25 protein-coding genes and 1 riboswitch are annotated in these 26,700 nt (G+C 68.1%); of the genes, 16 read left to right on the top strand and 9 right to left on the bottom strand.

The window, feature by feature from the left end; translation table 11 throughout:
• Positions 1–169 precede the first annotated feature (169 nt).
• Complete coding sequence (locus tag AC3WON_RS23855; protein ID WP_492352869.1) at positions 170–1,057, top strand: DMT family transporter; 888 nt, start codon at positions 170–172, stop codon at positions 1,055–1,057.
• Positions 1,058–1,181: 124 nt separating this feature from the next.
• Positions 1,182–2,030: an acyl-CoA thioesterase gene (locus tag AC3WON_RS23850; protein ID WP_492321156.1), complete on the top strand. Its 849-nt coding sequence runs from the start codon at positions 1,182–1,184 to the stop codon at positions 2,028–2,030.
• 13 nt (positions 2,031–2,043) lie between these two features.
• On the opposite strand, the gene AC3WON_RS23845 is transcribed toward AC3WON_RS23850, so the two are convergent.
• The gene (locus tag AC3WON_RS23845; RefSeq protein WP_492321157.1) at positions 2,044–3,303 is read right to left on the bottom strand and encodes a muropeptide transporter; all 1,260 of its coding nucleotides are present in this window, start codon (positions 3,301–3,303) and stop codon (positions 2,044–2,046) included.
• Positions 3,304–3,453: 150 nt separating this feature from the next.
• Between AC3WON_RS23845 and AC3WON_RS23840 the strand changes: the two genes are divergently transcribed.
• The gene (locus tag AC3WON_RS23840; RefSeq protein ID WP_492321158.1) at positions 3,454–4,416 is read left to right on the top strand and encodes a M48 family metallopeptidase; all 963 of its coding nucleotides are present in this window, start codon (positions 3,454–3,456) and stop codon (positions 4,414–4,416) included.
• Positions 4,417–4,486: 70 nt separating this feature from the next.
• Here the strand turns inward: AC3WON_RS23840 and argC are convergent, their stop codons facing one another.
• Entirely contained in the window at positions 4,487–5,434 is a 948-nt protein-coding gene (gene argC / locus AC3WON_RS23835) for an N-acetyl-gamma-glutamyl-phosphate reductase (protein WP_492321159.1), read from the bottom strand.
• Positions 5,435–5,607: 173 nt separating this feature from the next.
• On the opposite strand from argC, the gene AC3WON_RS23830 reads away from it, so the two are divergent.
• Both AC3WON_RS23830 and AC3WON_RS23825 read left to right on the top strand, forming a co-directional pair.
• Positions 5,608–5,904, top strand: a complete 297-nt coding sequence (locus AC3WON_RS23830) for a type II toxin-antitoxin system MqsR family toxin (RefSeq protein WP_492352868.1) — start codon at positions 5,608–5,610, stop codon at positions 5,902–5,904.
• Between the two features lie 31 nt (positions 5,905–5,935).
• Positions 5,936–6,334 (top strand): type II TA system antitoxin MqsA family protein, encoded by a 399-nt coding sequence (locus AC3WON_RS23825; RefSeq protein ID WP_492352867.1) that lies wholly within the window; start codon positions 5,936–5,938, stop codon positions 6,332–6,334.
• Positions 6,335–6,343: 9 nt separating this feature from the next.
• On the opposite strand, the gene AC3WON_RS23820 is transcribed toward AC3WON_RS23825, so the two are convergent.
• Positions 6,344–7,120, bottom strand: coding sequence for an exodeoxyribonuclease III (locus AC3WON_RS23820; protein ID WP_492321162.1), 777 nt, complete (start codon positions 7,118–7,120; stop codon positions 6,344–6,346).
• Between the two features lie 27 nt (positions 7,121–7,147).
• Between AC3WON_RS23820 and pyrE the strand changes: the two genes are divergently transcribed.
• Together pyrE and AC3WON_RS23810 are read left to right on the top strand one after the other, a co-directional pair.
• The gene (gene pyrE / locus AC3WON_RS23815; protein WP_492352866.1) at positions 7,148–7,834 is read left to right on the top strand and encodes an orotate phosphoribosyltransferase; all 687 of its coding nucleotides are present in this window, start codon (positions 7,148–7,150) and stop codon (positions 7,832–7,834) included.
• A gap of 90 nt (positions 7,835–7,924) precedes the next feature.
• Complete coding sequence (locus AC3WON_RS23810; protein WP_492321164.1) at positions 7,925–9,232, top strand: patatin-like phospholipase family protein; 1,308 nt, start codon at positions 7,925–7,927, stop codon at positions 9,230–9,232.
• 14 nt (positions 9,233–9,246) lie between these two features.
• On the opposite strand, the gene AC3WON_RS23805 is transcribed toward AC3WON_RS23810, so the two are convergent.
• From AC3WON_RS23805 to AC3WON_RS23790, 4 genes are all read right to left on the bottom strand, one after another.
• The gene (locus AC3WON_RS23805) at positions 9,247–10,056 is read right to left on the bottom strand and encodes a polyphosphate kinase 2 family protein (RefSeq protein ID WP_492321165.1); all 810 of its coding nucleotides are present in this window, start codon (positions 10,054–10,056) and stop codon (positions 9,247–9,249) included.
• 107 nt (positions 10,057–10,163) lie between these two features.
• Positions 10,164–11,030, bottom strand: a complete 867-nt coding sequence (dapF, locus tag AC3WON_RS23800; RefSeq protein ID WP_492352865.1) for a diaminopimelate epimerase — start codon at positions 11,028–11,030, stop codon at positions 10,164–10,166.
• 42 nt (positions 11,031–11,072) lie between these two features.
• The gene (locus tag AC3WON_RS23795) at positions 11,073–11,966 is read right to left on the bottom strand and encodes a lipid A biosynthesis lauroyl acyltransferase (protein ID WP_492352864.1); all 894 of its coding nucleotides are present in this window, start codon (positions 11,964–11,966) and stop codon (positions 11,073–11,075) included.
• The gene (locus AC3WON_RS23790; RefSeq protein ID WP_492321168.1) at positions 11,963–12,865 is read right to left on the bottom strand and encodes a lysophospholipid acyltransferase family protein; all 903 of its coding nucleotides are present in this window, start codon (positions 12,863–12,865) and stop codon (positions 11,963–11,965) included. Before AC3WON_RS23790 ends, AC3WON_RS23795 begins: the two co-directional genes overlap by 4 nt.
• A gap of 334 nt (positions 12,866–13,199) precedes the next feature.
• Between AC3WON_RS23790 and metK the strand changes: the two genes are divergently transcribed.
• The gene (gene metK, locus AC3WON_RS23785; RefSeq protein WP_029047350.1) at positions 13,200–14,363 is read left to right on the top strand and encodes a methionine adenosyltransferase; all 1,164 of its coding nucleotides are present in this window, start codon (positions 13,200–13,202) and stop codon (positions 14,361–14,363) included.
• A gap of 202 nt (positions 14,364–14,565) precedes the next feature.
• Entirely contained in the window at positions 14,566–15,507 is a 942-nt protein-coding gene (gene kdoO, locus AC3WON_RS23780) for a Kdo hydroxylase KdoO (protein ID WP_492352863.1), read from the top strand.
• On the opposite strand, the gene AC3WON_RS23775 is transcribed toward kdoO, so the two are convergent.
• Positions 15,508–16,911 (bottom strand): coniferyl aldehyde dehydrogenase, encoded by a 1,404-nt coding sequence (locus AC3WON_RS23775; protein WP_492352862.1) that lies wholly within the window; start codon positions 16,909–16,911, stop codon positions 15,508–15,510.
• 315 nt (positions 16,912–17,226) lie between these two features.
• Here AC3WON_RS23775 and AC3WON_RS23770 point away from each other — a divergent pair, with 315 nt between their 5' ends.
• Positions 17,227–18,906 (top strand): GMC family oxidoreductase, encoded by a 1,680-nt coding sequence (locus tag AC3WON_RS23770; protein ID WP_439668492.1) that lies wholly within the window; start codon positions 17,227–17,229, stop codon positions 18,904–18,906.
• 4 nt (positions 18,907–18,910) lie between these two features.
• Here AC3WON_RS23770 and AC3WON_RS23765 read toward each other — a convergent pair whose 3' ends face one another.
• On the bottom strand, positions 18,911–20,572 hold the full coding sequence (locus AC3WON_RS23765; RefSeq protein WP_492352861.1) for an acyl-CoA dehydrogenase family protein: 1,662 nt from the start codon (positions 20,570–20,572) through the stop codon (positions 18,911–18,913).
• Between the two features lie 198 nt (positions 20,573–20,770).
• Positions 20,771–20,872, top strand: a riboswitch (TPP riboswitch).
• Positions 20,873–20,972: 100 nt separating this feature from the next.
• Between AC3WON_RS23765 and thiC the strand changes: the two genes are divergently transcribed.
• From thiC to AC3WON_RS23735, 6 genes are all read left to right on the top strand, one after another.
• Positions 20,973–22,853 (top strand): phosphomethylpyrimidine synthase ThiC, encoded by a 1,881-nt coding sequence (gene thiC / locus AC3WON_RS23760; RefSeq protein WP_492321172.1) that lies wholly within the window; start codon positions 20,973–20,975, stop codon positions 22,851–22,853.
• 135 nt (positions 22,854–22,988) lie between these two features.
• The gene (locus AC3WON_RS23755) at positions 22,989–24,182 is read left to right on the top strand and encodes an FAD-dependent oxidoreductase (RefSeq protein ID WP_011614417.1); all 1,194 of its coding nucleotides are present in this window, start codon (positions 22,989–22,991) and stop codon (positions 24,180–24,182) included.
• A 12-nt stretch (positions 24,183–24,194) separates the two neighbouring features.
• Entirely contained in the window at positions 24,195–24,392 is a 198-nt protein-coding gene (gene thiS / locus AC3WON_RS23750) for a sulfur carrier protein ThiS (RefSeq protein ID WP_011614418.1), read from the top strand.
• A gap of 3 nt (positions 24,393–24,395) precedes the next feature.
• Positions 24,396–25,232 carry a thiazole synthase gene (locus tag AC3WON_RS23745; RefSeq protein WP_010813326.1) on the top strand — a complete coding sequence of 279 codons (837 nt, stop codon included), beginning with the start codon at positions 24,396–24,398 and terminating at the stop codon, positions 25,230–25,232.
• Entirely contained in the window at positions 25,229–26,365 is a 1,137-nt protein-coding gene (locus tag AC3WON_RS23740) for a thiamine phosphate synthase (RefSeq protein ID WP_492352860.1), read from the top strand. The genes AC3WON_RS23745 and AC3WON_RS23740 overlap by 4 nt, the downstream gene beginning before the upstream one ends.
• Before the next feature lie 14 nt (positions 26,366–26,379).
• On the top strand, positions 26,380–26,700 hold a 321-nt coding region (locus AC3WON_RS23735; RefSeq protein WP_492352859.1), incomplete at its 3' end, for a GNAT family N-acetyltransferase.

Below are 26,700 nucleotides of genomic sequence, written 5' to 3'. Positions count from 1 at the left end.
CCCCCCCCCCCACCACGCGCGCAAACACGGCCATCGCATTAAGTGGCATATCCGGCATGGCACGTCCTCTTTTTTTTGACTTCAAATCAAATACTAATTGATCTCTGACGGGATTGTTGAGCAGATCGCATGATGGAACAATGCGGCCATTGTCTGACCGGAGTCCGTCATGCCCTCGCAACAACCCTTGCCAGGCGGCGCCTGGCGCATGGTCGCGGCCATGCTGCTGTCTGGCACCATCGGCTGGTTCGTGGTCACCAGCGGCCAGCCGCCGCTCGATGTGGTCTTCTTCCGCTGCCTGTTCGGCGGCGCGGCGCTGCTGGGCGTGCTGACGCTGCAGCGCGGCTGGGTTCGGATGAGCCGCGCGCAGCTTGGCTGGCTGGCGCTGGGCGGCGTCACACTGGTGCTCAACTGGCTGGCGCTGTTCTCGGCGTATGCGTACAGCGGCATCGCCATTGCCACGGTGGTCTACCACACCCAGCCGTTCTTCCTGCTGCTGCTGACCTCGGTGATCCAGCGCGAGCCGTTCCCGTTCGCACGACTGCCGTGGCTGGTGCTGGCCTTTGCCGGGGTGATGCTGATCACCGGGCTTGAGCATGGCGCCACTGGCACTGCGATGCTGGCCGGTATCGGCCTGGGCCTGCTGGCGGCACTGCTGTATGCGGTGACGACCCTGGCCACGCGGCGGCTGCAGGCGATTCCGCCAGGCCAGATTGCCGGGCTGCAGATGGTGCTGGGCGTGCTGATGCTGGCGCCGCTGGCACATCCCGCGGCCGGCAGCTATGGCACCAGCACCTGGGCCGCGCTGCTGGCGCTGGGGCTGGTGCATACGGGCGTGATGTACACGCTGCTGTATGGCGCGTTCCAGCGGCTCAACGTGGTGTCGATCGCGACGCTGTCCTTCATCTATCCGCTGGTGGCGATCGTGATCGACGTGATGGTGTTCGGCGTCGTGCTGGGTCCGCTGCAGATCGCCGGGATGGCGCTGGTGCTGCTGGGCGTGGTCGCTAACCAACTGGGCTGGAGCCTGCCGCTGCGGCGGCGGGTGCAAGGCTGATGCGGGCGCCACGGTGCCAGCGGCTGGAGGATTGACGTCTTGACCCGAACGCTGACTACGGTTAGTGTAGGCAGCGCATCGAACGATCGTGCTATTCCCTGCGAGTCACCAACCCATACCAGCCATGTCCACTGCGCCCCAGACCCAGGCGGCCACCGCCGCCAGCCCGCTCCATCCCTTTGACGACGCGCTGGCGCTGGAGCCGGCCGGCGAGCACCGCTTCCTGGGCCGCACCACGCCCGAGTACTGGAACATGATCGGCCCGTTCGGCGGCATCACCGCCGCCACGCTGCTGCAGGCGGCGCTGGACCATCCGCAGCGCCTGGGCGACCCGGTCTCGCTGACGGTCAACTTTGCCGGGCCGATCGCCGAGGGGCCGTTCGAGATCGAGGCGCGCCCGGTGCGCACCAACCGCTCGACCCAGCACTGGACGCTGGAACTGCGTCAGGGCGATGCCGTGGCCACCACCGCCACCGCCATGTTTGCGGTGCGCCGCGAGACCTGGGCCTGCGGCGAGGCGCTGATGCCGGAGGTGCCGGCGGCCGACGCCCTCCCGCCCATGAGCGGGTTTGCGCCGGTGCGCTGGCTCAAGTCCTACGACATGCGCCCGGTGCGCGGCGCCAAGCCGACTGCCGAGGCCGGCACCGAGCACCCGGACAGCCTGACGCAGTTCTGGCTGCGCGACGCGCCGGCGCGCACGCCGGACTTTGCCGCGGTGGCGGCCTGGGCCGACAGCTTCTACCCGCGCATCTTCCTCAAGCGCGCGGGCTTCGTACCGGCCGGCACGGTCTCGATGACCACCTATTTCCATGCCGATGCGGCCACGCTGGCTGCGCTGGGCGACAGCCACGTGCTGGCCAGCGCGCAGGCGCAGGTGTTCAGGCAGGGCTTCTTCGACCAGCGCGCGCAGCTATGGAGTGCCGGCGGCGAGCTGATCGCCAGCTCGCATCAGGTCGTCTACTACAAGGAATGAGGCAGGCGCGGGCTCAGGCGATCGCTTCGCGCGCCTGGGCCTCGTAGCGATGCACGGTGTGGCGCATGGCCCAGAGCAGCATCACGCCGGGCAGCGCCACCACCACGGTGCCCAGGTAGAACGGCGCCCAGCCCCAGGCCTCGACCATATAGCCCGACGAGGGCCCCACGTAGACCCGGCCCACCGACGCCAGCGCCGACAGCAGCGCGTACTGAGTGGCCGAGAACGAGCGGTTGCACAGCGTCATCAGCAGCGCCACGAAGGCCGCCGTGCCCATGCCCCCGCACAGGTTTTCGACCGCAATGGTCGCGCCCATGGTCCACAGGTGCGGCGGCGTCACCGCCAGGATCCAGTAGCCCAGGTTAGACACCGCCTGCAGCACGCCGAACAGCATCAGCGAGCGGTACAGGCCCAGGCGCACCATCAGCGTGCCGCCGAACAGCGCGCCGATGATGGTGGCGGCCAGCCCCAGGGTCTTGTTGACGATGCCCACCTCGCCCGCCGAGAAGCCCACGCCGCGGATCAGGAAGGTGGTCGACAGGCTGCCGGCAAAGGCGTCGCCGAGCTTGTACAGCACGATCAGCAGCAGCAGCCACCATGCGCCCTGGCGGCCAAAGAAGTCGCGCAGCGGCCCTACCACCGCCTCTTCCAGCGAGCGCGGCGCGCGCGCGGGGACGTCCGGTTCCGGCGCCCACAGCAGCGTGACGATGCCCACGCCCATCAGTGCCGCCATCAGCAGGTAGGTCTGCTGCCAGCCCAGCACGCGGTCGGCCAGCCACAGCGCCAGGCCGCCCGAAACCAGCATCGCCAGCCGGTAGCCCAACACCTTGACCGCCGCGCCGGCGCCGCGCTCGGGCGGGCGCAGCACGTCGGTGCTGTAGGCGTCGAAGACGATGTCCTGCGAGGCCGACAGGAAGGCCACCAGCGTGGCCAGCGCGGCCAGCGTCCACAGCGCCTCGCGCGGCGGGCAGAAGGCCATGCCGGCGATGCCCAGCACCAGCCCCACCTGCGTCACCAGCAGCCAGCCGCGCCGCCGCCCCAGCAGCGGCGGCGTGTAGCGGTCCATCAGCGGCGCCCACAGGAACTTGAAGATATAGGCCTGGCCCACCAGCGAGAAGAAGCCGATGGTCTTGATATCCAGCCCCTCGACCGTCATCCATGCCTGCAAGGTGCCGGAGGTCAGCGCCAGCGGCAGCCCGGAGGCGAAGCCCAGCGCCAGCATGGCGCCGATGCGGCGGTTGCGGAAGATATCGAGGTAGGTCTGGAAGGTCATGAACGGGCCGGCGTGAAGCGCCGCGCGGCTGCGCGGGCGCCGTGTATTATTGCATCACCTGTTTGCCTGCCCGCCACATGCGGCACGGCATCGTTGCCGCGGATCACCGATCCGCCTGCCTGGTCTTCCACTGCGTCCGAGGAACCGCAAATGCTCCGCCGCCTGCAAGGTGTTCAGCGTCCTACCCGTGACCGGCTGGTGCGCGCGCTGGCGCTGGCCGCGGTGGCGGCGCCCATGGCCTGGTGCCTGCCCGCCCAGGCGCAGGACAGCGAGGCTGGCGGCATCCGGCTGGACCGCAGCGGCTCGGCCGTGCGCAAGATCGTGCCGGTCGAGGCCATCGAGCAGCAGGCCGCGCAAGAATATGAGCAGCTCAAGCAGGAAGCCATCGCCAAGCATGCACTGGCCGCCGCCGACAACCCGCAGCTGGTGCGCCTGCGCACGATCGGCAAGCGGCTGCTGCCGCAGACCGCACGCTGGAACGAGCGCGCGCGGCAGTGGCAGTGGGAGATCAACCTGATCGGCTCCAGGCAGGTCAATGCGTTCTGCATGCCGGGCGGCAAGATCGCCTTCTATACCGGGTTGCTCGACCAGCTCAAGCTGACCGACGACGAGATCGCCATGGCGATGGGCCACGAGATCGCCCACGCGCTGCAGGAGCATGCGCGCGAGCGCGCCGCCAAGTCCGAGATCACCAACCTCGGCGCCAACGTGATCTCGCAGCTGTTCGGCTTCGGCAACCTTGGCAATATGGCGCTCGGCACCGGCGCCCACCTGCTGACGCTGCGCTTCTCGCGTGCGGATGAATCCGAGGCGGACCTGATCGGCATGGATATCGCCGCGCGCGCCGGCTATGATCCGCGCGCCGCGGTGTCGCTGTGGCAGAAGATGGGCAAGGTGAGCCAGTCCGGCACCGAGTTCCTGTCCACGCATCCGTCCGGGCGCAGCCGCATCGCCGACCTGGAGAAGCACCTGCCGGAGGTGCTGCCGCTCTATGCGCGCGCGAGCAATACCACGGTGGAGAGGCTGCCGCCATACCGCGCCAACATGGCGGGCCTGGGCGGCGCGCCGGTGGACAGCGGCGACGACGACCGGCAGAAGCCGCTGCAACGCTGAGCGGTCCGCTGGCGCAAATGAAAAAAGCCGGCAATGCCGGCTTTTTCCTCATTCAGGGCTTGCCGCTGCGTCAGGCGCGCAGCCCCGTGGCCTCGTCGGCGCCCACATGCACGTTCATGCATTGCACCGCCGCGCCGGCCGCGCCTTTGCCCAGGTTGTCCAGGCGGGCCACCAGGTTCAGGCGCTCGGCATTGCCGAACACGAACAGGTCGACCCGGTTGGTGTCGTTGTTGGCCTGCACGTCGAAGAAGCCGCCATCGAGGTTGTCGGCGCTGTTGTACGGCATCACGCGCACGAACTGCTCGCCTTCATAGTGCTTGCGGTAGATCTCGACGATCTGCTCGGGGCTGACCTTGCGCGCCAGCCGGTCCGTGAACACCGGCACCGTCACCGCCAGGCCCTTCAGGAAGTTGCCGACGATCGGGTTGAAGACCGGCGCCTGCGCCAGGCCGGCCTGCACGCGCATCTCGGGCAGGTGTTTGTGTTCCAGGCCCAGCGCGTACGGGCGCGGGCTGTCCAGCTTCGGGTTACCGCCGGCTTCGAACTCGGCAATCATCGACTTGCCGCCGCCGCTGTAGCCGGTCAGCGAAAACGCCGAAACCGGGTAGTCGGCCGGCAGCACGCCGGCGTCCACCAGCGGACGCACCGCCAGCACGAAGGCGCTGGCGTGGCAGCCCGGCACCGCAATGCGCTTGCTGGCGCGGATCTTCTCGCGCTGGCCGCGCGCCAGCTCGGGCAGGCCGTAGGCCCAGCTGTCGGTGGTGCGGAACGCCGTGCTGGCGTCGATCACGCAGGTGTTCGGGTTGGTCACCAGCGACACCGCCTCGCGCGAGGCCACGTCGGGCAGGCACAGGAAAGCGACGTCGGCGGCGTTCAGGAATCGTGCTCGTTCGGCCGGGTCCTTGCGCTTGTCATCGGCAATGCGCAGCAGTTCCACGTCGGAACGGCCGGAAAGATAGTCAAGCAGCCGGAGACCGGTGGTGCCTTCCTGACCATCGACGAACACTTTGAAAACCATGGCTGACTCACTCAATGAAGTGCGGGAAATGCGAAATGTCCCCTGCCGCATGCGGTAGGGAACCTGCATTGTAGCGGGGATGGGGGCTGATCGCAGGGGTTTGTACCGATGGGATTTGTTGCGATCTGGCACAGTTCCGGGCTTGCAGGATTTAACCAAGTGGGTTAATTTGCATGGAAAAGGGGGCGGCGCATTACAGGCTATGGGACGTGAAGGCATTGCTGGCAGCCGGCAAGATGGAAATGACGTTTGCGGCCTATTCCCATGCGGCGATGATGGGTCTGCGATGGAGCGGTGTCCGCGAAATCCTGATGCAGCTGGGTCCGGCGGACTTCTACAAGAGCATGACAACGTATGAAGACCACAGGGTTTGGCAGGACGTCTACAGGCCTGTCACGCCGCAAGGCGCCTTGAATGTGAAGCTCACGGTCACCGATGAGGTGCGGGTCATCTCCTTCAAGTTGAGGTAGCAGCGGCGCAGACAGTCAAAGGAGAGGCCAGATGAAGTGTCCTGAGTGCGGTGGCGCGGATCTCGAGGCGGGGATTCGCGACATGCCTTATAGGTATCGTGGTGAAACAACCGTAATTCGCGATGTGCCGGGGCAATGGTGTCCCAAGTGCGGCGAGGGCGTGCTGCCTCGCGACAGCGACTGGGTGAGCGATGCGATGCTCGCCTTCAACAAGCAGGTCAACGCCTCGCTTGTCGATCCGGCCTATATCACCGGCGTGCGCAAGAAACTCCGCCTCGACCAGCGCGAAGCTGCCGAGATCTTCGGCGGCGGGGTCAACGCGTTCTCGCGCTACGAGACCGGCCGGACCAAGCCGCCGCTGGCGCTGGTCAAGCTGCTCAAGCTGCTTGACCGCCACCCGGAACTACTCGAAGAGATTCGGGCGGCGTAAGCGCAGTGCTCAGAGCGGATAGTCGTAGTCGATCGACAGCGGCGCGTGGTCGCTGAACTTCTCGTCCTTGTAGATCGAGCAAAGATGCGCGGTGTCGGCGATCCTGGGCGTGGCAAGGTGGTAGTCGATGCGCCAGCCGACGTTCTTGGCGTAGGCCTGGCCGCGGTTGCTCCACCACGTGTACTGGTCAGGGCGCGGGTCCAGCTTGCGGAACACGTCGACATAGCCGTGGGTGTCGAACAGTTCGCCGATCCAGGCGCGTTCTTCCGGCAGGAAGCCTGAGTTCTTCAGGTTGCCCTTCCAGTTCTTGATGTCGATTTCCTTGTGCGCAATGTTCACGTCACCGCACAGCACGATCTCGCGCCCGCTTGCCTTCAGTTGCAGCAGGTGCGGCAGGAAGGACTCCATGAAGCGGAACTTGGCCTGCTGGCGCTCCTCGCCACTGGAGCCGGACGGCACGTACACCGAGATCACCGCCAGGTGCGGGTACTGCACTTCCACATAGCGGCCTTCGTTGTCGAACTCGGGAATGCCGAAGCCGGTAACCACGCGCTCGGGCTGATGCCGCGTGTATAGGCCTACGCCGCTGTAGCCCTTCTTCTCGGCGTAATGGAAATAGCCGTGGTAGCCATGTGGCGCAAGGAACGCTTCCGTCATGTCGGCGGCCTGTGCCTTCAGTTCCTGCACGCAGACCATGTCTGCGTCCTGCTTGCCCATCCAGTCGAAAAAGCCCTTCTTCGACGCGGAGCGGATGCCGTTGAGGTTGGCGCTGATAATCCGTAACATTCGGGGAAATTTTGAATTCAGAGAGAAATGATGACGCAGCAGAAACCGCCCGCGGGTGCCGACCTCAGCCAGACCTTTATCCGCTTTGCGCTCGATGCGGGCGTGCTGTCGTTTGGCGAGTTCGTCACCAAGGCCGGCCGCAAGTCGCCTTACTTCTTCAACGCGGGCCTGTTCAACCAGGGCGCGATGCTGGGCGAGGTGGCGCAATTCTATGCCAAAACGCTGCTGGCCTCGGGCGTGCAGTTCGACGTGCTGTTCGGGCCGGCCTACAAGGGCATCACGCTGGCGTCGGCCACCGCGGTGGCGCTGGCGGGCATGGGACGTGATGTCGGCTTCGCCTACAACCGCAAGGAAGCCAAGGATCACGGCGAAGGCGGCACCCTGGTCGGGGCCAAGCTGCAGGGCAAGGTGGTCATCGTCGACGACGTGATCTCCGCCGGTACCTCGGTGCGCGAATCGGTAAACATGATCCGCGCCGCCGGCGCCGAGCCGGCCGCGGTGCTGATCGCACTGGACCGCATGGAAAAGAGCGGTACCGCCGAGCAGGTCGGCACCCATTCCGCCGTGCAGGACGTGCAGCGCGAATTCGGCATCCCGGTGATCGCGATCGCCAGCCTGAAGGACCTGCTGGCGTACCTGGATGCGTCGCAGGACCCGGCGCTGGGGGCTTCGCGCCAGGCCGTGGCGGCCTATCGTCAGCGCTACGGCGTCTGAATCCGTTGATGAACATGGGCGCCGGACACCGGTGCCCAATCCGCGGACAGCGGGCGGACGGCTGACTTTCAGACTGGGAGGGGGCGCGGCGTGGCGGCAAAAGAGCGGCAGGAACGGGCAGGGCAGCAGGCGGCAACGCCATCCACAAGGGCGGAATCGGCCGGCAATGGCGATTCGCTGGCCGAGCGCGGCGCGCAGGTGCAGCCGCGCAAGCCGGTGCGCCGGGCCGCCAAGGCCCCGGACCGGCCGGCGCACGAGGCCTATGCCGTGCGCGCGCTGGTGCTGCAGGGCGGCGGCGCGCTCGGGGCCTACCAGGCCGGCGTGTACCAGGGCCTTGCCGAGGGCGGCATCTACCCGAACTGGGTTGCCGGCATCTCGATCGGTGCGCTCAACGCCGCCATCATCGCCGGCAATCCGCCCCAGCGCCGCGTGGAACAACTGCGCGCCTTCTGGGAGTACATCTGCGCGCAGCCGTGGTTGCCCAGCCTGTCGCACACCTGGTTCGCCGACCATGCCGAAGGCTGGCCCGAGCCGATGCGGATCTGGTTCGATGGCCTGCATGCGGCGCGTGCCATGCTGGAAGGCCAGCGTGGCTTCTTCCAGCCGCGCGGCTGGCCGGAGCTGATGTCGCGCTACTCGGACCCGAGCCATGTCAGCTTCTACGACACCACGCCGCTGAAGGCGACGCTCGAGCGCTTTGCCGACTTCGACCTGATCAACCACCGCCCCGACCTGATGCGCGTCTCGGTGGGGGCGGTCAATGTGCGCACCGGCAATTTCGCCTACTTCGACAATACCCGCGACAAGCTCTGCCCCGAGCATTTCATGGCCTCGGGCGCGCTGCCGCCGGGCTTTCCGGCGGTGGAGATCGATGGCGAGTACTACTGGGATGGCGGGCTGGTGTCGAACACACCGCTGGCCGAGGTGCTGACCGCGCAGCCGCGGCGCGATGCGCTGATCTTCCAGGTCGACCTGTGGAGCGCGCGCGGCAAGCTGCCGCACGACCTGGTCGACGTGGCCGAGCGCCAGAAGGACATCCAGTATTCCAGCCGCACGCGGGCCATTACCGACTACATGCGCGAGCAGCAGAACATGCGGCGCATGCTCAACGAGGTGATGGCGCTGGTGCCGCCGTCAAAGCGCGACAACGCCTGGTACCGCCGCGCGGCGGAGCAGGCCTGCGACGCGCGCCGCAACGTGATCCAGCTGATCTACCGCGACAAGTCGTTCGAGAACCTGGCCAAGGACTACCAGTTCGGCGCGCTCACCATGCATGAGCACTGGACCAGCGGGCTGGACGATATCCGCCAGACCCTGCGCCACCCGCAATGGCTGGCGATGCCCAGCCGCGAGCACCCCTTCGTCACGCACGACGTGCACCGCGGCAACGGTGGCTGAGGCGGCCGGGCGGCTCAGTCGACCTTGATACTGGCCAGTTCCGGCCGGGCGGGCGGGTAGGCCGGCTTCAGGTCCTCGAAGACCTTGGTCAGGATCTCCGCCACCATCAGGTTGCGGTGTGTCTTGGAGTCGGCCGGCACCACGTACCACGGGCATTCGGGCGTGCTGGTCGCCATGATGGCAGCCTCGTAGGCGTCCATGTAGGCCTTCCAGTGCTTGCGCTCGGCGAGGTCGTTGGTGTCGAACTTCCAGTGTTTATCCGGGTCTGCCAGGCGCGCTTCGAGCCGTGCCTTCTGCTCGTCGCGGGATATGTGCAGGAAGCACTTGACGATGGTGGTGCCGGTCTCGGTCAGCATCGACTCGAAGTCCCGGATCTGGCGGAAGCGCCGCTCGCACTCGGCGGCGTCGATCCAGTTGTGCACGCGCGTGATCAGCACGTCTTCATAGTGGCTGCGGTTGAAGACCACGATCTCGCCCGTCTTCGGTACCTGCAGGTGGATGCGCCACAGGTAGTCGCGCGCGAGTTCCTCCGGCGACGGGGACTTGAAGCCCACCACGCGGATGCCCAGCGGATCGAAGCTGCGGAACACGCCGCGCACGGTGCCGTCCTTGCCGCTGGTATCCATGCCCTGCAGCACCACCAGCAGCTTGCGCCGGTGCTCGGCGTAGAAGATGTCCTGCTGCGCGTCGAGGGCGTTGCTCAGCTCGATGATGCGGGCCAGGTCTTCTTCTTTCTTGCCGCACGACAGCGGCTTGCTGCCCGGGTCGAAGCCGGCAAGGCGAAAACGCTTGCCCGAGGTAATGCGGAAATCGTCCAGCGGCATGGGCGCTCCATCGGTCTGACCAGCAAGATCAAGGGAATGGGCGCCCCGGCCGGGGCTCCGCGGCAAGGAATGCGGGGCGTGTGGACAGGGGCGCACAGCCCCTATGGTCAGGCCGGCAGGGCTGCCAGGTCAATGCTGCCTTCAAACACGGTGGTGGCCGGGCCGGTCATGCGCACCGGTTCCGCGCCGCCGTCCCAGGCAATGGTCAGTTCGCCGCCGTGGGTATGCACCCGCACCGGCGAGTCCAGCAGGCCGCGCCGGATGCCGGCCACCACGGCCGCGCAGGCGCCGGTGCCGCAGGCCAGGGTTTCGCCGGCACCGCGCTCGTAGACGCGCAGCCGGATGGCATGGCGGTCCTGCACCTGCATGAAGCCGGCATTGACGCGGTTGGGGAAGGCGGCATGGTGCTCCACCACCGGGCCGTCCTGCAGCACCGGGAAGTTCTCCACGTCGTCCACCACCTGCACCGCGTGCGGATTGCCCATCGATACCGCCGAGATCCATTCGGTGCGGCCGTTGACCTCCAGGCCGTAGAGCGTGTCCACGCCTTCCGCGCGGGTGGGCAGGCCTTCGGCACGGAACGGCACGCGCGCCGGTTCCAGTTCGGGCGCACCCATGTCCACCGTGACCTGGCCGTCGTCCTGCAGCGTCAGGGTAATGACGCCGTTCATCACCTCGACGCGCACCGAGCGCTTGTCGGTCATGCCCTTGTCGGTGACAAAGCGCACAAAGCAGCGCGCGCCGTTGCCGCAGTGCTCCACCTCGCTGCCATCGGCATTGACGATGCGGTAGCGGAAGTCGACATCGGGGCGGGACGGCTTTTCAACGATCAGGATCTGGTCAGCGCCAACGCCGAAATGCCGGCTGGCCAGCGCACGCCATTGCGCCGGGGTCAGGTCGATCTGCTGGTGGATGCCGTCGAGCACGACAAAGTCGTTGCCCGCGCCGTGCATCTTGGTGAACTGGAGTTTCATGGTGGGGATTGTAGCTGCGCGGCGCCGGACGTGCCGGCGCGCTCAGTAGATCTCGGGCTCGCCCGGCAGGCGGTGCTTGAAGCGCTTGTGCACCCAGTAGTACTCGGGCACGCGCGGGCGGATGCAGTCCTCGAAGAAGGCATTCATGCGGCGCGTGTCGTCGGTGACGCTTGCGCCGGGGTAGTCTTCCCAGGGCGGCAGGATGCGCAGCACATAGCCCTGGTAGTCGGGCAGCATCTCGGTATAGATCGGCACCACCTTGGCCCCGGTCAGGCGCGCCAGCCGCGACACCGAGGTCAGTGTCAGCGCCTGCACGCCGAAGAACGGCACGAACTCCGAGTCGCGCTCGCCGAAATCCATGTCGGCGATCAGCTGCAGGGCCTCGCCTTTCTTCAGGCAGCGCAGGATGTCGCGCGCGCTGTCGTTGCGCGAGATCATGTTGGCGCCGAAGCGGCCACGCGCGCGCTTCAGGAAGTGGTCGAACAGTTCGTTCTTCTGCCTGGTATAGAGCGACGCGCCGGAGCGGTCGAGATGCTCGCGCAGGTGGATGGTGAGCCGGATCGCACCGGCTTCCACGCCCGACAGGTGCAGCGTCACCAGGATATGCGGGGTGCCATCCAGCGCCACCAGGTCGGCCTGGTCGTCGATCTGCACCCAGCGGCGCATCTGCGCTTCACTGCCGGTCCAGAAGATGCCGCGTTCGGCAAAGCTGCGGAACAGGATGCGGAAGCTCTCGCGAGACAGTTCGTCGATCTCGGCCTCGGTCTTATCAGGGAAGCACAGGCGCAGGTTTGCCCGCACCACGCGGCGGCGTTCGCTGGGGACCAGGTAGAGCAGGCGGCCCAGTCCTTCGCCGAAGCGGGCAACAAACGGATATGGCAGCTTGCCCAGCACCGTCAGCAGTCCGATGCCGAGCCAGGTGAACACGCGGCTCATGAAAGGGAAGGATCAGTGGTCGTCTTGGTCGCGGTGCTGGCGGCATAGTCAGGCGGCAGCTCGGCGCCGGCCGGATGCTTGTAGCGGTGGTAGCCCCACAGGTACTGCGTGGGCGCCATGGCCACCAGTTGTTCGATATGGCGGTTGATCACGCCGGCGGCCTCGGCGGCATCCTCGGGCAGCATGCCGCCGCCGTCGATCACGCGGTAGTGGCCGCGATAGCCCGCGCCGCGCGGCAGCCGCTCGGCAAACACCACCACCACCGGCGCCTGCGTCAGTTGCTGCAGCCGGTGCACCAGCGCCATGGTGTAGGCCGGCTTGCCAAAGAACGGCGCCCAGTTGCCTTCACCGCCGGTCGGGACCTGGTCCGGCAGGATGCCCACCGCCTGGCCGCGCTTGAGTGCCTTGACCAGCATGCGCACGCCGCGTGGCGTGGCCGGCGCCATGTGCATATTGGGGCGCGTACGCATTTTCTCGATCCAGTCGCGCAGCCACGGCTGGTGCGGCGGCTTGAACAGGGCGGTGACCGGGCGCAGCAAGGCGTGGGACTGAGGCAGCACTTCAAAGCAGCCCAGGTGCGGCGTCAGGATGATGAGCCCCTTGCCGCGCGCTTGCAGCGCCCCCAAGGCCGGCCACATGTCGTCGTCGAAGCCATGCAGCTTCGCGCCGATCTGGCTGCGGCTCCAGAAGTAAGGCATCTCGATGATCATGCGCCCGGCCGAGCGGCCGGCTTCGTCGATCATCGCGTCGGTCGCATCCGGAAACGCGAGGCGGAAGTTTTCCCTCAGGCGCTGGCTATAGCGGCCGGGCAGTCTCGCCGCGACTAGCCCAAGCACGCCTCCCAAGGCTTGAAGCAGGCGGAGCGGAAAACGGGAGATCAGCCAGAAAAGAAAGGTCATCAGGCGCGAAAAGCGAGCCTGTCGCGCGTCCGTGCCGGAAAACGGGCGGGCCAACAGGCGTTTTTTTCGATGGCGGTATTCAGATCCGCGCGCAGCGTGCCGACATCCGGCAAGGCGCACGGCCAGCGCGCGCCAAGGCGGCGCTGGTGTTGCGCCGGCGCCCCTGGCGCGCTGCAACGAGTCCGGCAGGCGCGTATAATAGCGTGTATCGCCGAGTTAACTGACAACTTGCGGGGCGATGCGGCTCTAACCGGGCTGCTTGAAATACCGCTAAAGCGTCGCCGCCATGAACCGATCGGGCTGGCACGCAATAGCCAACCTGGAGAATAAGTTCGTGGCAAACGACTTCCTTTTTACTTCGGAATCCGTCTCCGAAGGCCATCCCGACAAGGTCGCCGACCAGATTTCCGACGCCGTCCTGGACGCCATCCTGGCCCAGGACAAGTACGCGCGTGTGGCAGCTGAGACGCTTTGCAACACCGGTCTGGTGGTGCTGGCCGGGGAAATCACCACGACCGCCAACGTCGACTATATCCAGATCGCGCGCGACACCATCAAGCGCATCGGCTACGACAATACCGAGTACGGGATCGACTACAAGGGCTGCGCGGTGCTGGTCGCCTATGACAAGCAATCGCCCGACATCGCCCAGGGCGTGGATCGTGCTTCCGACGACTACCTCAACCAGGGTGCCGGCGACCAGGGCCTGATGTTCGGCTACGCCTGCGACGAGACCCCGGAACTGATGCCGTTCCCGATCTACTACGCCCACCGCCTGGTCGAGCGCCAGTCGCTGCTGCGCCGCGATGGCCGCCTGCCCTGGCTGCGCCCGGACGCCAAGTCCCAGGTGACGGTGCGCTATGTCGACGGCAAGCCGCACAGCGTGGATACCGTGGTGCTGTCGACCCAGCATTCGCCCGACATCACCCAGGCCCAGATCCGCGAAGCCGTGATCGAGGAAATCATCAAGCCGGTGCTGCCGGCCGAGATGCTGAAGGAAACCAAGTACCTGGTGAACCCGACCGGGCGCTTCGTCATCGGCGGCCCGCAGGGCGACTGCGGCCTGACCGGGCGCAAGATCATCGTCGATACCTACGGCGGCGCCTCGCCCCACGGTGGCGGCGCGTTCTCGGGCAAGGACCCGTCCAAGGTCGACCGCTCGGCCGCCTACGCCGCGCGCTACGTGGCCAAGAACGTGGTGGCCTCGGGCCTGGCGCGCCAGTGCCAGGTGCAGGTCAGCTACGCCATCGGCGTGGCCCGCCCGATCAACGTGACGGTCTACACCGAAGGCACCGGCAAGATCCCCGACGCCAAGATCGCCGAGCTGGTGCAGGAGCACTTCGACCTGCGCCCGAAGGGCATCGTGCAGATGCTGGACCTGCTGCGCCCGATCTACGAGAAGACCGCCGCCTACGGCCACTTCGGCCGCGAAGAGCCGGAATTCTCGTGGGAAGCCACCGACAAGGCGGCTGCCCTGCGCGCCGCGGCCGGCCTGTAAGCGCCACCCGCGCCAGCAGCACTGACGGCAAGCCCCGCCGGCCCGCAAGGGCCAGCGGGGTTTTTTTACGCGGGCTTGATCCTGGTCCAGTCGCCGCGTGACGCCGGCGCCACGGCGGGCGGCAGGGAGTAAAATCCCGCCATCCCCAGCCGCCACGCCGGCGGCCCACCCCAAACACTGGTGACCGTTTCCAGAGGATGCCATGTCCGAAGCGCCTGTCCTTGCCCCCTCGACTTCAACCCAGCCGCCCGCCGCCGGCCAGCTCAACCTGATCCGCCCGCAGCCGTATGCCGACTGGGCGCCGCAGGTCACGGCCGAGGAACGCGCCACGCTGCGCCGCGAGCTGGAGCAGGGCGCCGTGCTGTACTTCCCGAACCTGAATTTCCGTTTCCAGCCGGGCGAAGAGCGCTTCCTGGACAGCCGCTATTCCGACGGCAAGTCCAAGAACATCAACCTGCGCGCCGACGACACCGCGGTGCGCGGCGCCCAGGGCAGCCCGCAGGACCTGGCGGACCTGTACACGCTGATCCGCCGCTACGCCGACAACAGCGAATTGCTGGTGCGCACGCTGTTCCCGGAATACATCCCGCACATGACGCGCGCCGGCACCTCGCTGCGGCCCAGCGAGATCGCCGGGCGCCCGGTCAGCTGGCGCAAGGATGACACCCGCCTGCACGTGGACTCGTTCCCGTCCAACCCGATGCTGGGCAAGCGCCTGTTGCGCGTGTTCCACAACATCGACCCGGCCGCGGCGCGCGTGTGGCGCGTGGGTGAGCCGTTCGGCGATTTTGCGCAGAAGTTCGTGCCCAAGACCCATGGCCTGTGGCCGGGGCAGGCGGCGCTGATGAAGCTGCTGCATATCACCAAGCGCAAGCGCTCGGAATACGACCACCGCATGCTGCAGCTGCATGACCTGGCCAAGGCCGACCTGGATTACCAGGCCAAGGTGCCGCAGCAGGAATTCCACTTCCCGCCGGGTTCCACCTGGATCGTCTTCAGCGACCAGCTGCTGCACGCGGCCATGCGCGGACGGGCGATGATGGAGCAGACCATCTACCTGGCGCCGCAGGCGATTTCCGACCACACCCACTCGCCCGAGGCGGTGCTGTCGCGCATGCTCGGGCGGCCGATGCTGGTGTCCTGATCAACGCAGAAGCAGGCGCAACATGGTTTCGAAGGTCTTGCCGTAGGGCGGCTTGAGCAGTCCTGCGCCGTTCAGGCCAGCCTGGTGGAACACCGGTTTCACCTTGGAGAAGGTGTCGAAGCCCGCCTGGCCGTGATAGGCGCCCATGCCGCTGGCGCCGACCCCGCCGAAGGGCAGGCCGTCCTGGGCGATATGGAACAGCGTGTCGTTGACCGTGACGCCGCCGGCAACGGTCTGGTTCATCACATGGCCGATGGCGCCGCGGTCGCGCTCGAACAGGTACAACGCCAGCGGTCGCGGGCGCGCATTGATGTAGTCCACCGCCTCGTCCAGGGTGCGGTACGTCACCACGGGCAGCACCGGCCCGAAGATCTCTTCGCGCATCGCCGTGACGCCTTCGGGAACATCCAGCAGCAGCACCGGCGGCAGGCGCCGCGCCTGCGCGTCCGGCTGGGCATCGGACAGCGGCACCACGGTCGCGCCTTGCGCCGCGGCTTCATCCACCAGCGCCGCCAGGCGCGCGAAGTGGCGCGGGCTGATGATGCTGGTGTAGTCCCGGTTGCGCGCCAGGTCCGGATAGAGCCGGTCCACGCACCGGCGTGCCGCTTCCACCAGTTGCCCGCGCAGGTCTTCCGGCACCAGCACGTAGTCTGGCGCGATGCAGGTCTGGCCCGCGTTCATCAGCTTGCCCACCAGGATGCGCTCCACCGCACGTGGCAGGTCGGCACCGGCGCCGATAATCGCCGGCGATTTGCCGCCGAGTTCCAGCGTCACCGGGGTCAGGTTGGCGGCCGCCGCGCGCATCACATGGTGGCCGACCGCGGTCGAGCCGGTGAACAGCAGGTGGTCGAAGGGCAGCGCGGTAAAGGCGCTCGCCACCTCGGCATCGCCGTTGACCACCACGATCTCGTCCGGCGCAAAGTGCTGCGGCACCAGTTGCGCGAACAAGGCCGCAAAGCGCGGCGTGTATTCCGACAGCTTCACCATGGCGCGGTTGCCCGCCGCCAGCGCGCCGGCCAGCGGCCCCACCGTCAGGTACAGCGGATAGTTCCAGGGCACCACGATGCCCACCACCCCCAGCGGCTGCGGCACCAGCCGCGAGCGGCCCGGGCGGAACCAGAAGCCGGTGGCGGCGCGGCGCACGCGCATCCAGCGCTTGCCGTGGCGCAGCGCGTCGTCGATGCCGCCCAGGCTCGGGAATACCTCCAGCAGCGCGGTTTCCTGCCGCGGCCGGTTGGTGAAGTCCGCGTGGATGGCGGCGGCAATCGCAGCCTCGTTCTCTGTCACCAGCCGGCGCAGGCGCTGCAGGCGGTCGGCGCGCACGGCCCAGGCGGGCAGCTGGTCGCGCCGCGACGCGGCGTGCATGGCGCCAAAGACGGACGACAGGTCGGGGACTTCTCGCATTGCTGCGCTCCTGGGCACGGGACGTGCGGGGAAAGTGGATGTGGATCGCGGCGGGTGGCGCTGCAGCGGTCCGCGTGTTCCCGCGCACGATAAGGTAGCGTGCCAGCCATGGCAATGGAAGTTTCCTACCAGAAGGGCAATTCAAACGCCCGTCTGCGCAGCGCCGGCGGCCCGCGCCACCGGGCTTCTCCACCGTCCGGGCTAGCGCCTACACTGAATCTCACAGCTTGCCATCCGCTGGACGGACAGGGCGCGCATGCACCGGCGCGGCCCGGCTCACGCACGCGCGCCGCCTGCGGACTCGCGGGGAGACAGATGGAAACCACCTTTGACTACGTCATCGTCGGCGCGGGCTCGGCGGGCTGTGCGCTGGCGGGGCGGCTTGCCGACAGCGGCGACGACACCATTGCCCTGGTCGAGGCCGGGCACCACGATCACCATGTGCTGGTACGCACACCCGCGGCGCTTGCCGCGCTGCTGCCGCGCGCGGGGGCACGCAACTACGGCTATGAAACCGTGCCGCAGCCAGGCCTGAACGGCCGCCGCGGCTACCAGCCGCGCGGGCGCGGGCTGGGCGGCAGTTCCTCGATCAACGCCATGATCTACACGCGCGGCCGCGCCGCCGATTATGACGCGTGGGCCGCCGCCGGCTGCGACGGCTGGTCGTGGGACGACGTGCTGCCGTACTTCCGCCGCGCCGAGTGCAATGAACGCCTGGCCGGCAGCGACGACGACCCGCTGCACGGCGGCAACGGGCCGTTGCACGTGAGCGACCTGCGCACCCCCAACCCCTTTGCCGAACGCTTCATCGAGGCCGCGCAGCAGGCGGGGTTCCCGCGCAATGACGATTTCAACGGCGAAGAACAGGAGGGCGTGGGCTGGTACCAGGTCACGCAGCACGCGGGCGAGCGCTGGAACGCGGCGCGTGCCTACCTGCACGGTGGCAACAAGCGCGACCGGGCCTGCAATGGCGGCCGCGCGCACCTGCGGGTGCTGACCGATACGCAGGCGCTGCGCATTGTCTTCGAAGGCCGCCATGCGGCCGGGGTGCAGGTGGTGCGCGAGGGCCGCCGGCAACTGCTGCGCGCGCGCCGCGACGTGATCGTGTGCGCGGGCACGTTCGGCTCGCCGCAGCTGCTGATGGTGTCGGGCGTCGGCCCCGCCGCGCACTTGCGCGAACATGGCATCGCCGTCGTGCATGACTTGCCCGGCGTGGGCGCCAACCTGCAGGACCACCTGGACATCGTGCTGCACAAGCGCGTGGCCGTGCCTGAATTGTTCGGCGTGTCGTTCGGCGGCCTGGCGCGGCTGGTGCCTGAAATGCTGCGCTACCGCCGCGAGCGCACCGGCATGATGTCAAGCAACTTCGCCGAGGCAGGCGGCTTCCTGCGCAGCCGCCCGGATCTGCCCGAACCCGACCTGCAGCTGCATTTCGTGGTCGGCATGGCCGATGACCACATGCGCCGGCTGAACTTCGGCCACGGCTATTCCTGCCATGTCTGCGTGCTGCGCCCGCGCAGCCGCGGCGAGGTGCGGCTGGCCTCGCACGATATCCGGCGCGCGCCGCTGATCGACCCGCAATACCTGAGCGATGCGCGCGACCTGGACGACATGGTCGCCGGCGTTCGCATCGTGCGCAGCATCTTTGCGCAGCCGCAGCTGGCCGGCTTCGGCGGGCGCGAACTCTATTCCGCCGGCCTGCGTGCCGATGGCAGCGACGACGCTGCCGTGCGCGAGATGATCCGCGAGCATGCCGACACCATCTACCACCCGGTGGGCACCTGCCGCATGGGCATGGATGCGATGGCGGTGGTGGACCCGCAATTGCGCGTGCGCGGCGTCGAGGGCTTGCGCGTGGTCGATGCGTCGGTAATGCCGACCCTGGTCGGCGGCAACATCAATGCGCCCGCCATCATGATCGGCGAGCGCGCGCATGACCTGATCCGCTACGCGCCGCGCGTGATGCTGCGGGTGCTGGAATCGATGGAGGCTTGAATCGCTAGCCTTCGAAGCCGCGCGAAAACACCCGCTTGAGCACGTCGGCATCCGCATCCAGGGTGCCGAACACGCGCCCGTGCTGCCGTCCCAGCCGGCTGGCGACGAACAGCTCGGCATTCTCGGTATCGGCATGCGCCAGCATCAGCGCGGCCTGTGCGGTCAGCACCAGCCCCTGCGCAAAGCGTCGGGCGCTGGCTTCCAGCAATTCCGGCGGCTGGCGCAGCAGCGCCTGCAGCGATGCCAGTTCCGCGCGCACCGCCGGATGGCCGCCGGCGCGGCGCGACAGGTCTTGCAGCAAGCGTGCGGCATCGTCGGGATTGCGCTGGATCGCGCGCAGCACGTCCAGGCACATGATGTTGCCCGAGCCTTCCCAGATCGAGTTGACCGGCGCCTCGCGGTACAGGCGCGCCATCGGGCCTTCTTCCACGTAGCCGTTGCCGCCCCAGACTTCCATGGCTTCGCCGGTGGCTTCCAGCGTGCGCTTGCAGACCCAGAACTTGGCCGCGGGGGTGACCACGCGCTTCCACGCCGCCGCGAGCGGATCATCGTCAGCGTGCTCGAAGGCGTGGCCCAGTTCCATCATCAGCAGCGTGGCCGCTTCGGATTCCAGCGCCAGGTCGGCCAGCACATTGCGCATCAGCGGCTGGTCGGCCAGCAGGCGCCCGAAGGCGCTGCGGTGGCGCGCATGGTGCAGCGCCTGCACCAGGGCCGCGCGCAGGATCGCGGCGCTGCCGATCACGCAGTCCAGCCGCGTGCCGGTGGCCATCTCGATGATGGTCGGGATGCCGCGGCCTTCCTCGCCGATCAGGATGCCGGTGGCGTCTCGGAATTCCACCTCGCTGCTGGAATTGGAGCGGTTGCCGAGCTTGTCCTTGAGCCGCTGGATCAGCACCGCGTTCTTGCTGCCGTCGTCGCGAAAGCGCGGCACGAAGAAGCACGACAGCGGGCCGTCTTCGGCGCCCATGCGCGCGACCACCAGGTGCGCATCGCACATCGGCGCGGAAAAGAACCACTTGTGCCCGGTCAGCGCGTATTCCGCGCCGCGGCCTTCGCCGCGCACCGCGCGCGCCACGGTGGTGTTGGCGCGCACGTCCGAGCCGCCCTGCTTCTCGGTCATGCCCATCCCGATCATGATCGCGCTCTTGCTGCGCCACGGCAGGTCGCGCGCATCGTGCTCGGTCGCATACAGCCGCGGCTCAAGCTCGGCAAACAATGCGGTTTCCTTGCGCAGCACCGGGATGCTGGCGAAGGTCATGGTGGGCGGGCACAGCGAGCCGGATTCCACCTGCGCCTGCAGGAAGTAGCCGGCGGTGCGCGCCACCCATGCGCCCGCGCGCGGCTGCGCGAAGGGCAGGGCCTGCAGTTGCTGGCTGCGCAACAGGGCCAGCAGCGCGTGCCAGCTCGGGTGGAAATCCACGGCGTCGATGCGCTCGCCGGTGCGGCTGTGCGTGTGCAGCTCGGGCGTGTGGCGGTTGGCATCGGCTGCCCATTGCTGGACTTCCGGCTCGCCCAGGCGCGCGCCGAACTGGCCCAGCGCGCCGGCGTGCCAGCCGCCTCCCAGCCGTTCCAGCGCGCCGCGCAGCGCCGGATCGGTGGCGAACAGGTTGTAGTGCGCGAGATCGGGCACCTGGTTGAACACGCGGTGGGTGGCAGCTTCGGTCATGGCGGGATCGGAAGATGGACGCGTCTTACTGCATGGTAGAGCACGTCGCCGGCGTTTGAGTGCGCGGTTGTCCCCTTGCGGCTGATTATTGCGCCGCAGCATGCGCGATTCGATACCTTTTCGAACAGGTGTGGCACCACAAACGGCAGGGAACTGGCACTGGCGCCCACCGGCACCTTGTGCTTAAATTCACCCCGTTGGATGAAACAGGGGTGCCGTACGGATGGGCCGTGCGGCTGAGAGAGTCCCTTCGAACCCGATCCGGCTAGTACCGGCGTGGGAAGTTTCACAAGACCAAGTCTCCAGTCCCTCCGGGACTCGCCGCCTCAGGCCTCAGGCCCCAGGCAGCGCTCACAAGGCTCCTGGTTTCGTCCACCCCGCAAGAGAGAGGACGACACCCATGGCCCGTACTGCCCCCGCTGCATCCTTCGAATCGCTCGAAAGCGACCTCGACCAGAAATTCGCCTACCCGGCTTCCAGCAAGACCTACCTGACCGGCAGCCGCCCCGATATCCGCGTACCGCTGCGCACCATCCTGCAAACGTCGACGCGCACCGACAAGGGCGAGATGCAGAATCCGCCGATCCCGGTGTACGACACCTCGGGCCCGTACAGCGATCCGGACGTGCATATCGACCTGAAGGCCGGCCTGCCCGCCGTGCGCGCCAAGTGGATCGACGAGCGTGGCGACACTGAAGTGCTGCCGGGCCTGTCGTCGGAATACGGCCGCGACCGCGCCAACGACCCCGCCACCGCGCACCTGCGCTTTGCCCAGCTGACCAACCCGCGCCGCGCCAAGGCCGGTGCCAACGTGTCGCAGATGCACTATGCGCGCCGCGGCATCATCACGCCTGAAATGGAGTACGTGGCGCTGCGCGAATCGCTGAACCTGCAGGCGCTGTACGACAAGCCCGACTACAAGGCGCTGCTGCGCCAGCACCCCGGCAACGCGCTGGGCGCCGGCCTGCCGCTGCGTCCGGAAGACATCACGCCGGAATTCGTGCGTCAGGAAATTGCCTCGGGCCGCGCCATCATTCCCGCCAACATCAACCACACCGAGCTGGAGCCGATGGCGATCGGGCGCAATTTCCGCGTCAAGATCAACGGCAACCTGGGCAACTCGGCGGTGACCTCGTCGCTGGCCGAGGAAGTGGAAAAGATGGTGTGGTCGATCCGCTGGGGCGCCGACACCATCATGGACCTGTCCACCGGCAAGCACATCCATGAAACCCGCGAATGGATCCTGCGCAACTCGCCGGTGCCGATCGGCACGGTGCCGATCTACCAGGCGCTGGACAAGACCGGCGGCATCGCCGAGGACCTGACCTGGGAGATGTTCCGCGACACGCTGATCGAGCAGGCCGAGCAGGGCGTGGACTACTTCACCATCCACGCGGGCGTGCTGCTGCGCTACGTGCCGCTGACCGCCGACCGCGTCACGGGCATTGTCTCGCGCGGTGGTTCGATCATGGCCAAGTGGTGCCTGGCACACCACAAGGAAAACTTCCTGTACACGCACTTCGACGAGATCTGCGAGATCATGAAGGCCTATGACGTGTCGTTCAGCCTCGGCGACGGCCTGCGTCCGGGTTGCATCGCGGACTCGAACGACGACGCCCAGTTCGGCGAACTGCGCACGCTGGGCGAACTGACCGCCAAGGCGTGGAAGCACGACGTGCAGGTGATGATCGAAGGCCCGGGCCACGTGCCGCTGCAGCGCATCCAGGCCAATATGGACGAAGAGCTCAAGCATTGCTACGAGGCGCCGTTCTATACCCTGGGACCGCTGGTGACGGACATCGCCCCCGGCTACGACCACATCACCAGCGGCATCGGCGCGGCCAATATCGGCTGGATGGGTACGGCAATGCTGTGCTACGTCACGCCCAAGGAGCACCTGGGCCTGCCGGACAAGGAAGACGTGCGCGAAGGCATCATCACCTACAAGATCGCGGCCCATGCTGCCGACCTTGCCAAGGGCTGGCCCGGCGCGCAGCTGCGCGACAACGCGCTGTCCAAGGCACGCTTCGAGTTCCGCTGGGAAGACCAGTTCAACCTGGGCCTCGATCCGGAACGCGCGCGTTCGTACCACGACGCCACGCTGCCGGCCGAGGGCGCCAAGATCGCCCACTTCTGCTCGATGTGCGGGCCGAAGTTCTGCTCGATGAAGATCACGCAGGAAGTGCGCGACTACGCGGCGTCGCTGCCCAAGGAAGCGAAGCAGGGCATGGAAGAGAAGTCGATCGAGTTCCTGAAGAAGGGCAGCAAGATCTACTCGTGATGCAGTGACTGGCAGTACGGGCATGGCTTCGCACCCATGCCCGCTCGTGTTTCGCCGCCGCGCAGCGCCTCGCGCGGCGGCACCGACAACAAGGAGGCCGGCGCGGCCGCACGCCCGTCCGGTACAACACCCCTCATGACAGCAGTGCAGTCGTTTGACGTCGCCATCCTCGGGGCCGGTCTTGCCGGCCGCCTGGCCGCCTGGCAACTGGTACGCAGCGGCGCCCGCGTGGCGCTGGTGGAGCGGGCCGGTCCGGACGGTGCGGGCTCGGCCGCCTATGTGGCCGCGGCCATGCTGGCGCCGCTGGCGGAATCGGCCATTGCCGAGCGCCGCATCGTCGACCTGGGCATCGCCAGCGTCGACCTGTGGCGCGCGTGGCTGGCCGAATTGCCTGAGCCGGTCTTCTTCCAGGAGGACGGCACGCTGGTGGTCTGGCATGCGCGTGACCGCGCCGAGATGTCGCTGTTCACCAGCCGCGTGCGCGCGGTGGCGCCGCCCGAACTGGTGTCGCAGCGGCTGCGCGCGCTGGACGGCAAGGGCGTGGGCGAAGTCGAGCCCGCGCTGGCGGGCCGCTTCCCGCAGGGCCTGCTGCTGGCCGGCGAAGGCCAGCTCGACAACCGTGGCGCGCTGCGCGCGCTGTTGTCGTGCGCGGTCAGCGAAGGGGTGCATTGCGTCTGGGAGGCTGGCGAGGTCGATGCCGAATCGCTGCCCAAGCTCGGCATCCGTGCCGACGTGGTGCTGGATTGCCGCGGCCTGGGCGCGCGCTCGGCGTGGCCCGCGCAGCCGGGCGGCGACAAGCCGGGCCTGCGCGGCCTGCGTGGCGAAGTGGTGCGCGTGCATGCGCCCGACGTCAGGCTGCACCGGCCGGTGCGGCTGCTGCATCCGCGCTACCCGATCTATATCGCGCCCAAGCCCAACGACCTGTACGTGATCGGCGCCACCGAGCTGGAAAGCGAGGATGATTCGCCCATGAGCGTGCGTTCCGCGCTGGAGCTGCTGTCGGCGGCGCATTCGCTGCATCCCGCCTTCGGCGAGGCGCGCGTGCTGGAACTGAACGTGCAGCGGCGCCCGACGCGGCCCGACCACCTGCCGGCGATCCGCGTGGACCAGCGCGCGCGCGTGGTGCGCGTCAACGGCTTGTACCGGCATGGCTTTTTGATTGCGCCGGCGGTGACCGAGGCTGCATGCGCGGTGGTTGGCGCGCTGCTCAAGGGCGATCCCGCGGCCCATGCGGTGCCGGCCGCGCTGCGCTGGCCTGGCATGATCGAAGCCGTGACCGAAGCGCCCGCCGCCGCAACCATGGCCGCACCTGGCGGGCTGCTGCACTAACGCATGACTGACATGGAAATCCTGCTCAACGGCCGACCGCTCGCCCTTGCCGATTCCGCCACGCTGGCGGACGCGGTGAGCGCGGCGCAGATCGCGCCCCCCTTTGCCGCGGCGGTCAACGGCCAGTTCGTGCCGCGCGGCGCCCACGCCAACACCATTCTTGCGGCCGGCGACCGCATCGACCTCGTGCAACCCGTGACGGGAGGCTGACCCATGACATTCGAACCTTCCGAAACCTTGCGCGACCCGTTCGTGCTGTATGGCGAGTCGTTCGGCTCGCGCCTGCTGCTGGGCACCGCGCGCTACCCGTCGCCGGCCACGCTGGAGGCGGCCGTGCAGGCCTCCAGGCCCGCCATGATCACAGTCGCGCTGCGCCGCCAGGGCGCGGTAGGCGCCGGCGAGGGCGGCCAGGCCTTCTGGCAGATGCTCAAGGCGCTGGACGTGCCGGTGCTGCCCAATACCGCTGGCTGCTTCACCGCGCAGGAAGTGATCACCACCGCGATGATGGCGCGCGAGGTCTTCGAAACACCGTGGATCAAGCTGGAGCTGATCGGCGACGACTACACGCTGCAGCCCGATACGCTGAACCTGCCGGCCGTGGCCGAGACCCTGATTAAGGAAGGCTTCAAGGTGCTGCCGTACTGCACCGAGGACCTGGTGCTGTGCCGCCGCCTGCTCGACGTGGGCTGCCAGGCGCTGATGCCTTGGGCCGCCCCGATCGGCACCGGCCGCGGCGCGGTCAACCCGCACGCGATGCGCGTGCTGCGCGAGCGCCTGCCCGACACCCCGCTGATCGTCGATGCCGGCCTGGGCCTGCCGTCGCATGCGGCGCAGGTGCTGGAGTGGGGCTACGACGGCGTGCTGCTCAATACCGCGGTGGCGCAGGCCGCCTACCCGGTCAATATGGCGCGCGCCTTTGCGCAGGCCGTTGAGGCCGGCCGCACCGCCTACCTGGCCGGGCCGATGCCCGAGCGCGAGGTGGCGCAGGCCAGCACCCCTGTCGTTGGCATGCCGTTCTGGCACGCCGACAGCACGGAGCAGCGCGCATGACCCGCCGCGCCGTGCATGCCGCCAGTGACGGCCCGCTGCGCCAGGCGGTGCTGGAACACTATGGCGAGACCTTCGGCGTCGATGACAAGCCGTGGCAGGCCTGGCGCCTGGCCGACGCGCCCGCGCAACCCGGCGCCCACGACGTGCTGCTGTTCGACGGCGAAGCCGACGCAGGCACGATCGCGCGCGTCGCCGCCGCGGGCGCCACGCTGATCGAGACCGACCGCGAGGGCGGCCAGTGGATCGACACGGTGCGCTCGCCGATGGGCACTTGGGTCTTCTCCGTCGCCGCCGACACCGACCAGCCGCATTCGCCCGCCTTCGTCGCGGTGCTGCTGGCCAGCCTGTCGCTGCATTTCCCCGCGCACGACGCGCTGTGCCTGGCGCGCGCCTGGGAGCCGGGCTCGGCCGACTGGCCGTCTGACTTTGCCCGCTTCCCGCATGTGCGGCACGCCGCCCTGGTGGCACCCGAGCAGGCCGCGGCGCCGTTCGCGCCGTGCCCCGCGCTGGGCCTGTACGTGGTGGTGCCAAGCGCCGAATGGATCGAGCGCCTGGCGCCGCTGAACGTGCCGACGGTGCAGCTGCGCTTCAAGTCCGACGACCCCGCCGCGGTGCGTGCCGAGATCGCACGCGCGGCGAAGGCCATGCAGGGCTCGTCGTCGCGCCTGTTCGTCAACGACCACTGGCAGGCCGCGATCGACTACCGCGCCGCCAACGGCGGCGATCAGAGCGGCATCTACGGCATCCACCTTGGCCAGGAAGACCTGGACGATGCCGACCTCGATGCGATCCGCGCTTCGGGCCTGCGCCTGGGTGTCTCCACCCATGGCTATGCCGAGATGCTGCGCGTGGCCGCGATCCGCCCCAGCTACCTGGCGCTGGGCGCGATCTTCCCGACCACCACCAAGGTGATGCCGACCCAGCCGCAGGGCATGGGCCGCTTCCGCGCCTACGTGAAGCTGATGCAGCCGGTGATCCCGTCGCTGGTGGGCATCGGCGGCGTCAACGCGGCCAATATGCGCGAGGTGCTGGCCGTCGGCGTCGGCAGTGCCGCCGTGGTGCGCGCGGTGACCGAGGCTGATGACGTGCCGGCCGCGGTGGCCCAACTGATCAGCCTGTTCCCCGCTGCCTGAGCGCGGAGCCAGCCATGGCTGCTGCTGCGCACATCCGCCTGGCAGCGGCGGACGAGGTGCCGCGCCTGGCCGATATCGAACTGGCCGCCGCGGCGCTCTTCCCTGATACGGACCTGCCGGCGCTGCTGCGCCTGGTCAGCATGCCCGAGCCGGTGCTGGCCGCCGCGCAGCGCGAAGCGCGCCTGTGGGTAGCCGAGCGCGATGGGGAACTGGCCGGCTTTGCGCTGGCCAGCCGCAACGGTGAGTGCGCCTATCTCGATGAAATGGATGTGCACCCCGACCACGGGCGCCGCGGCATCGGGCGGGCGCTGGTAGGGGCGGTGCAGGGCTGGGCG

This window comes from Cupriavidus sp. FW305-46 (assembly GCF_058787075.1).
This window is presented reverse-complemented; position numbering and strand designations above follow the sequence as displayed.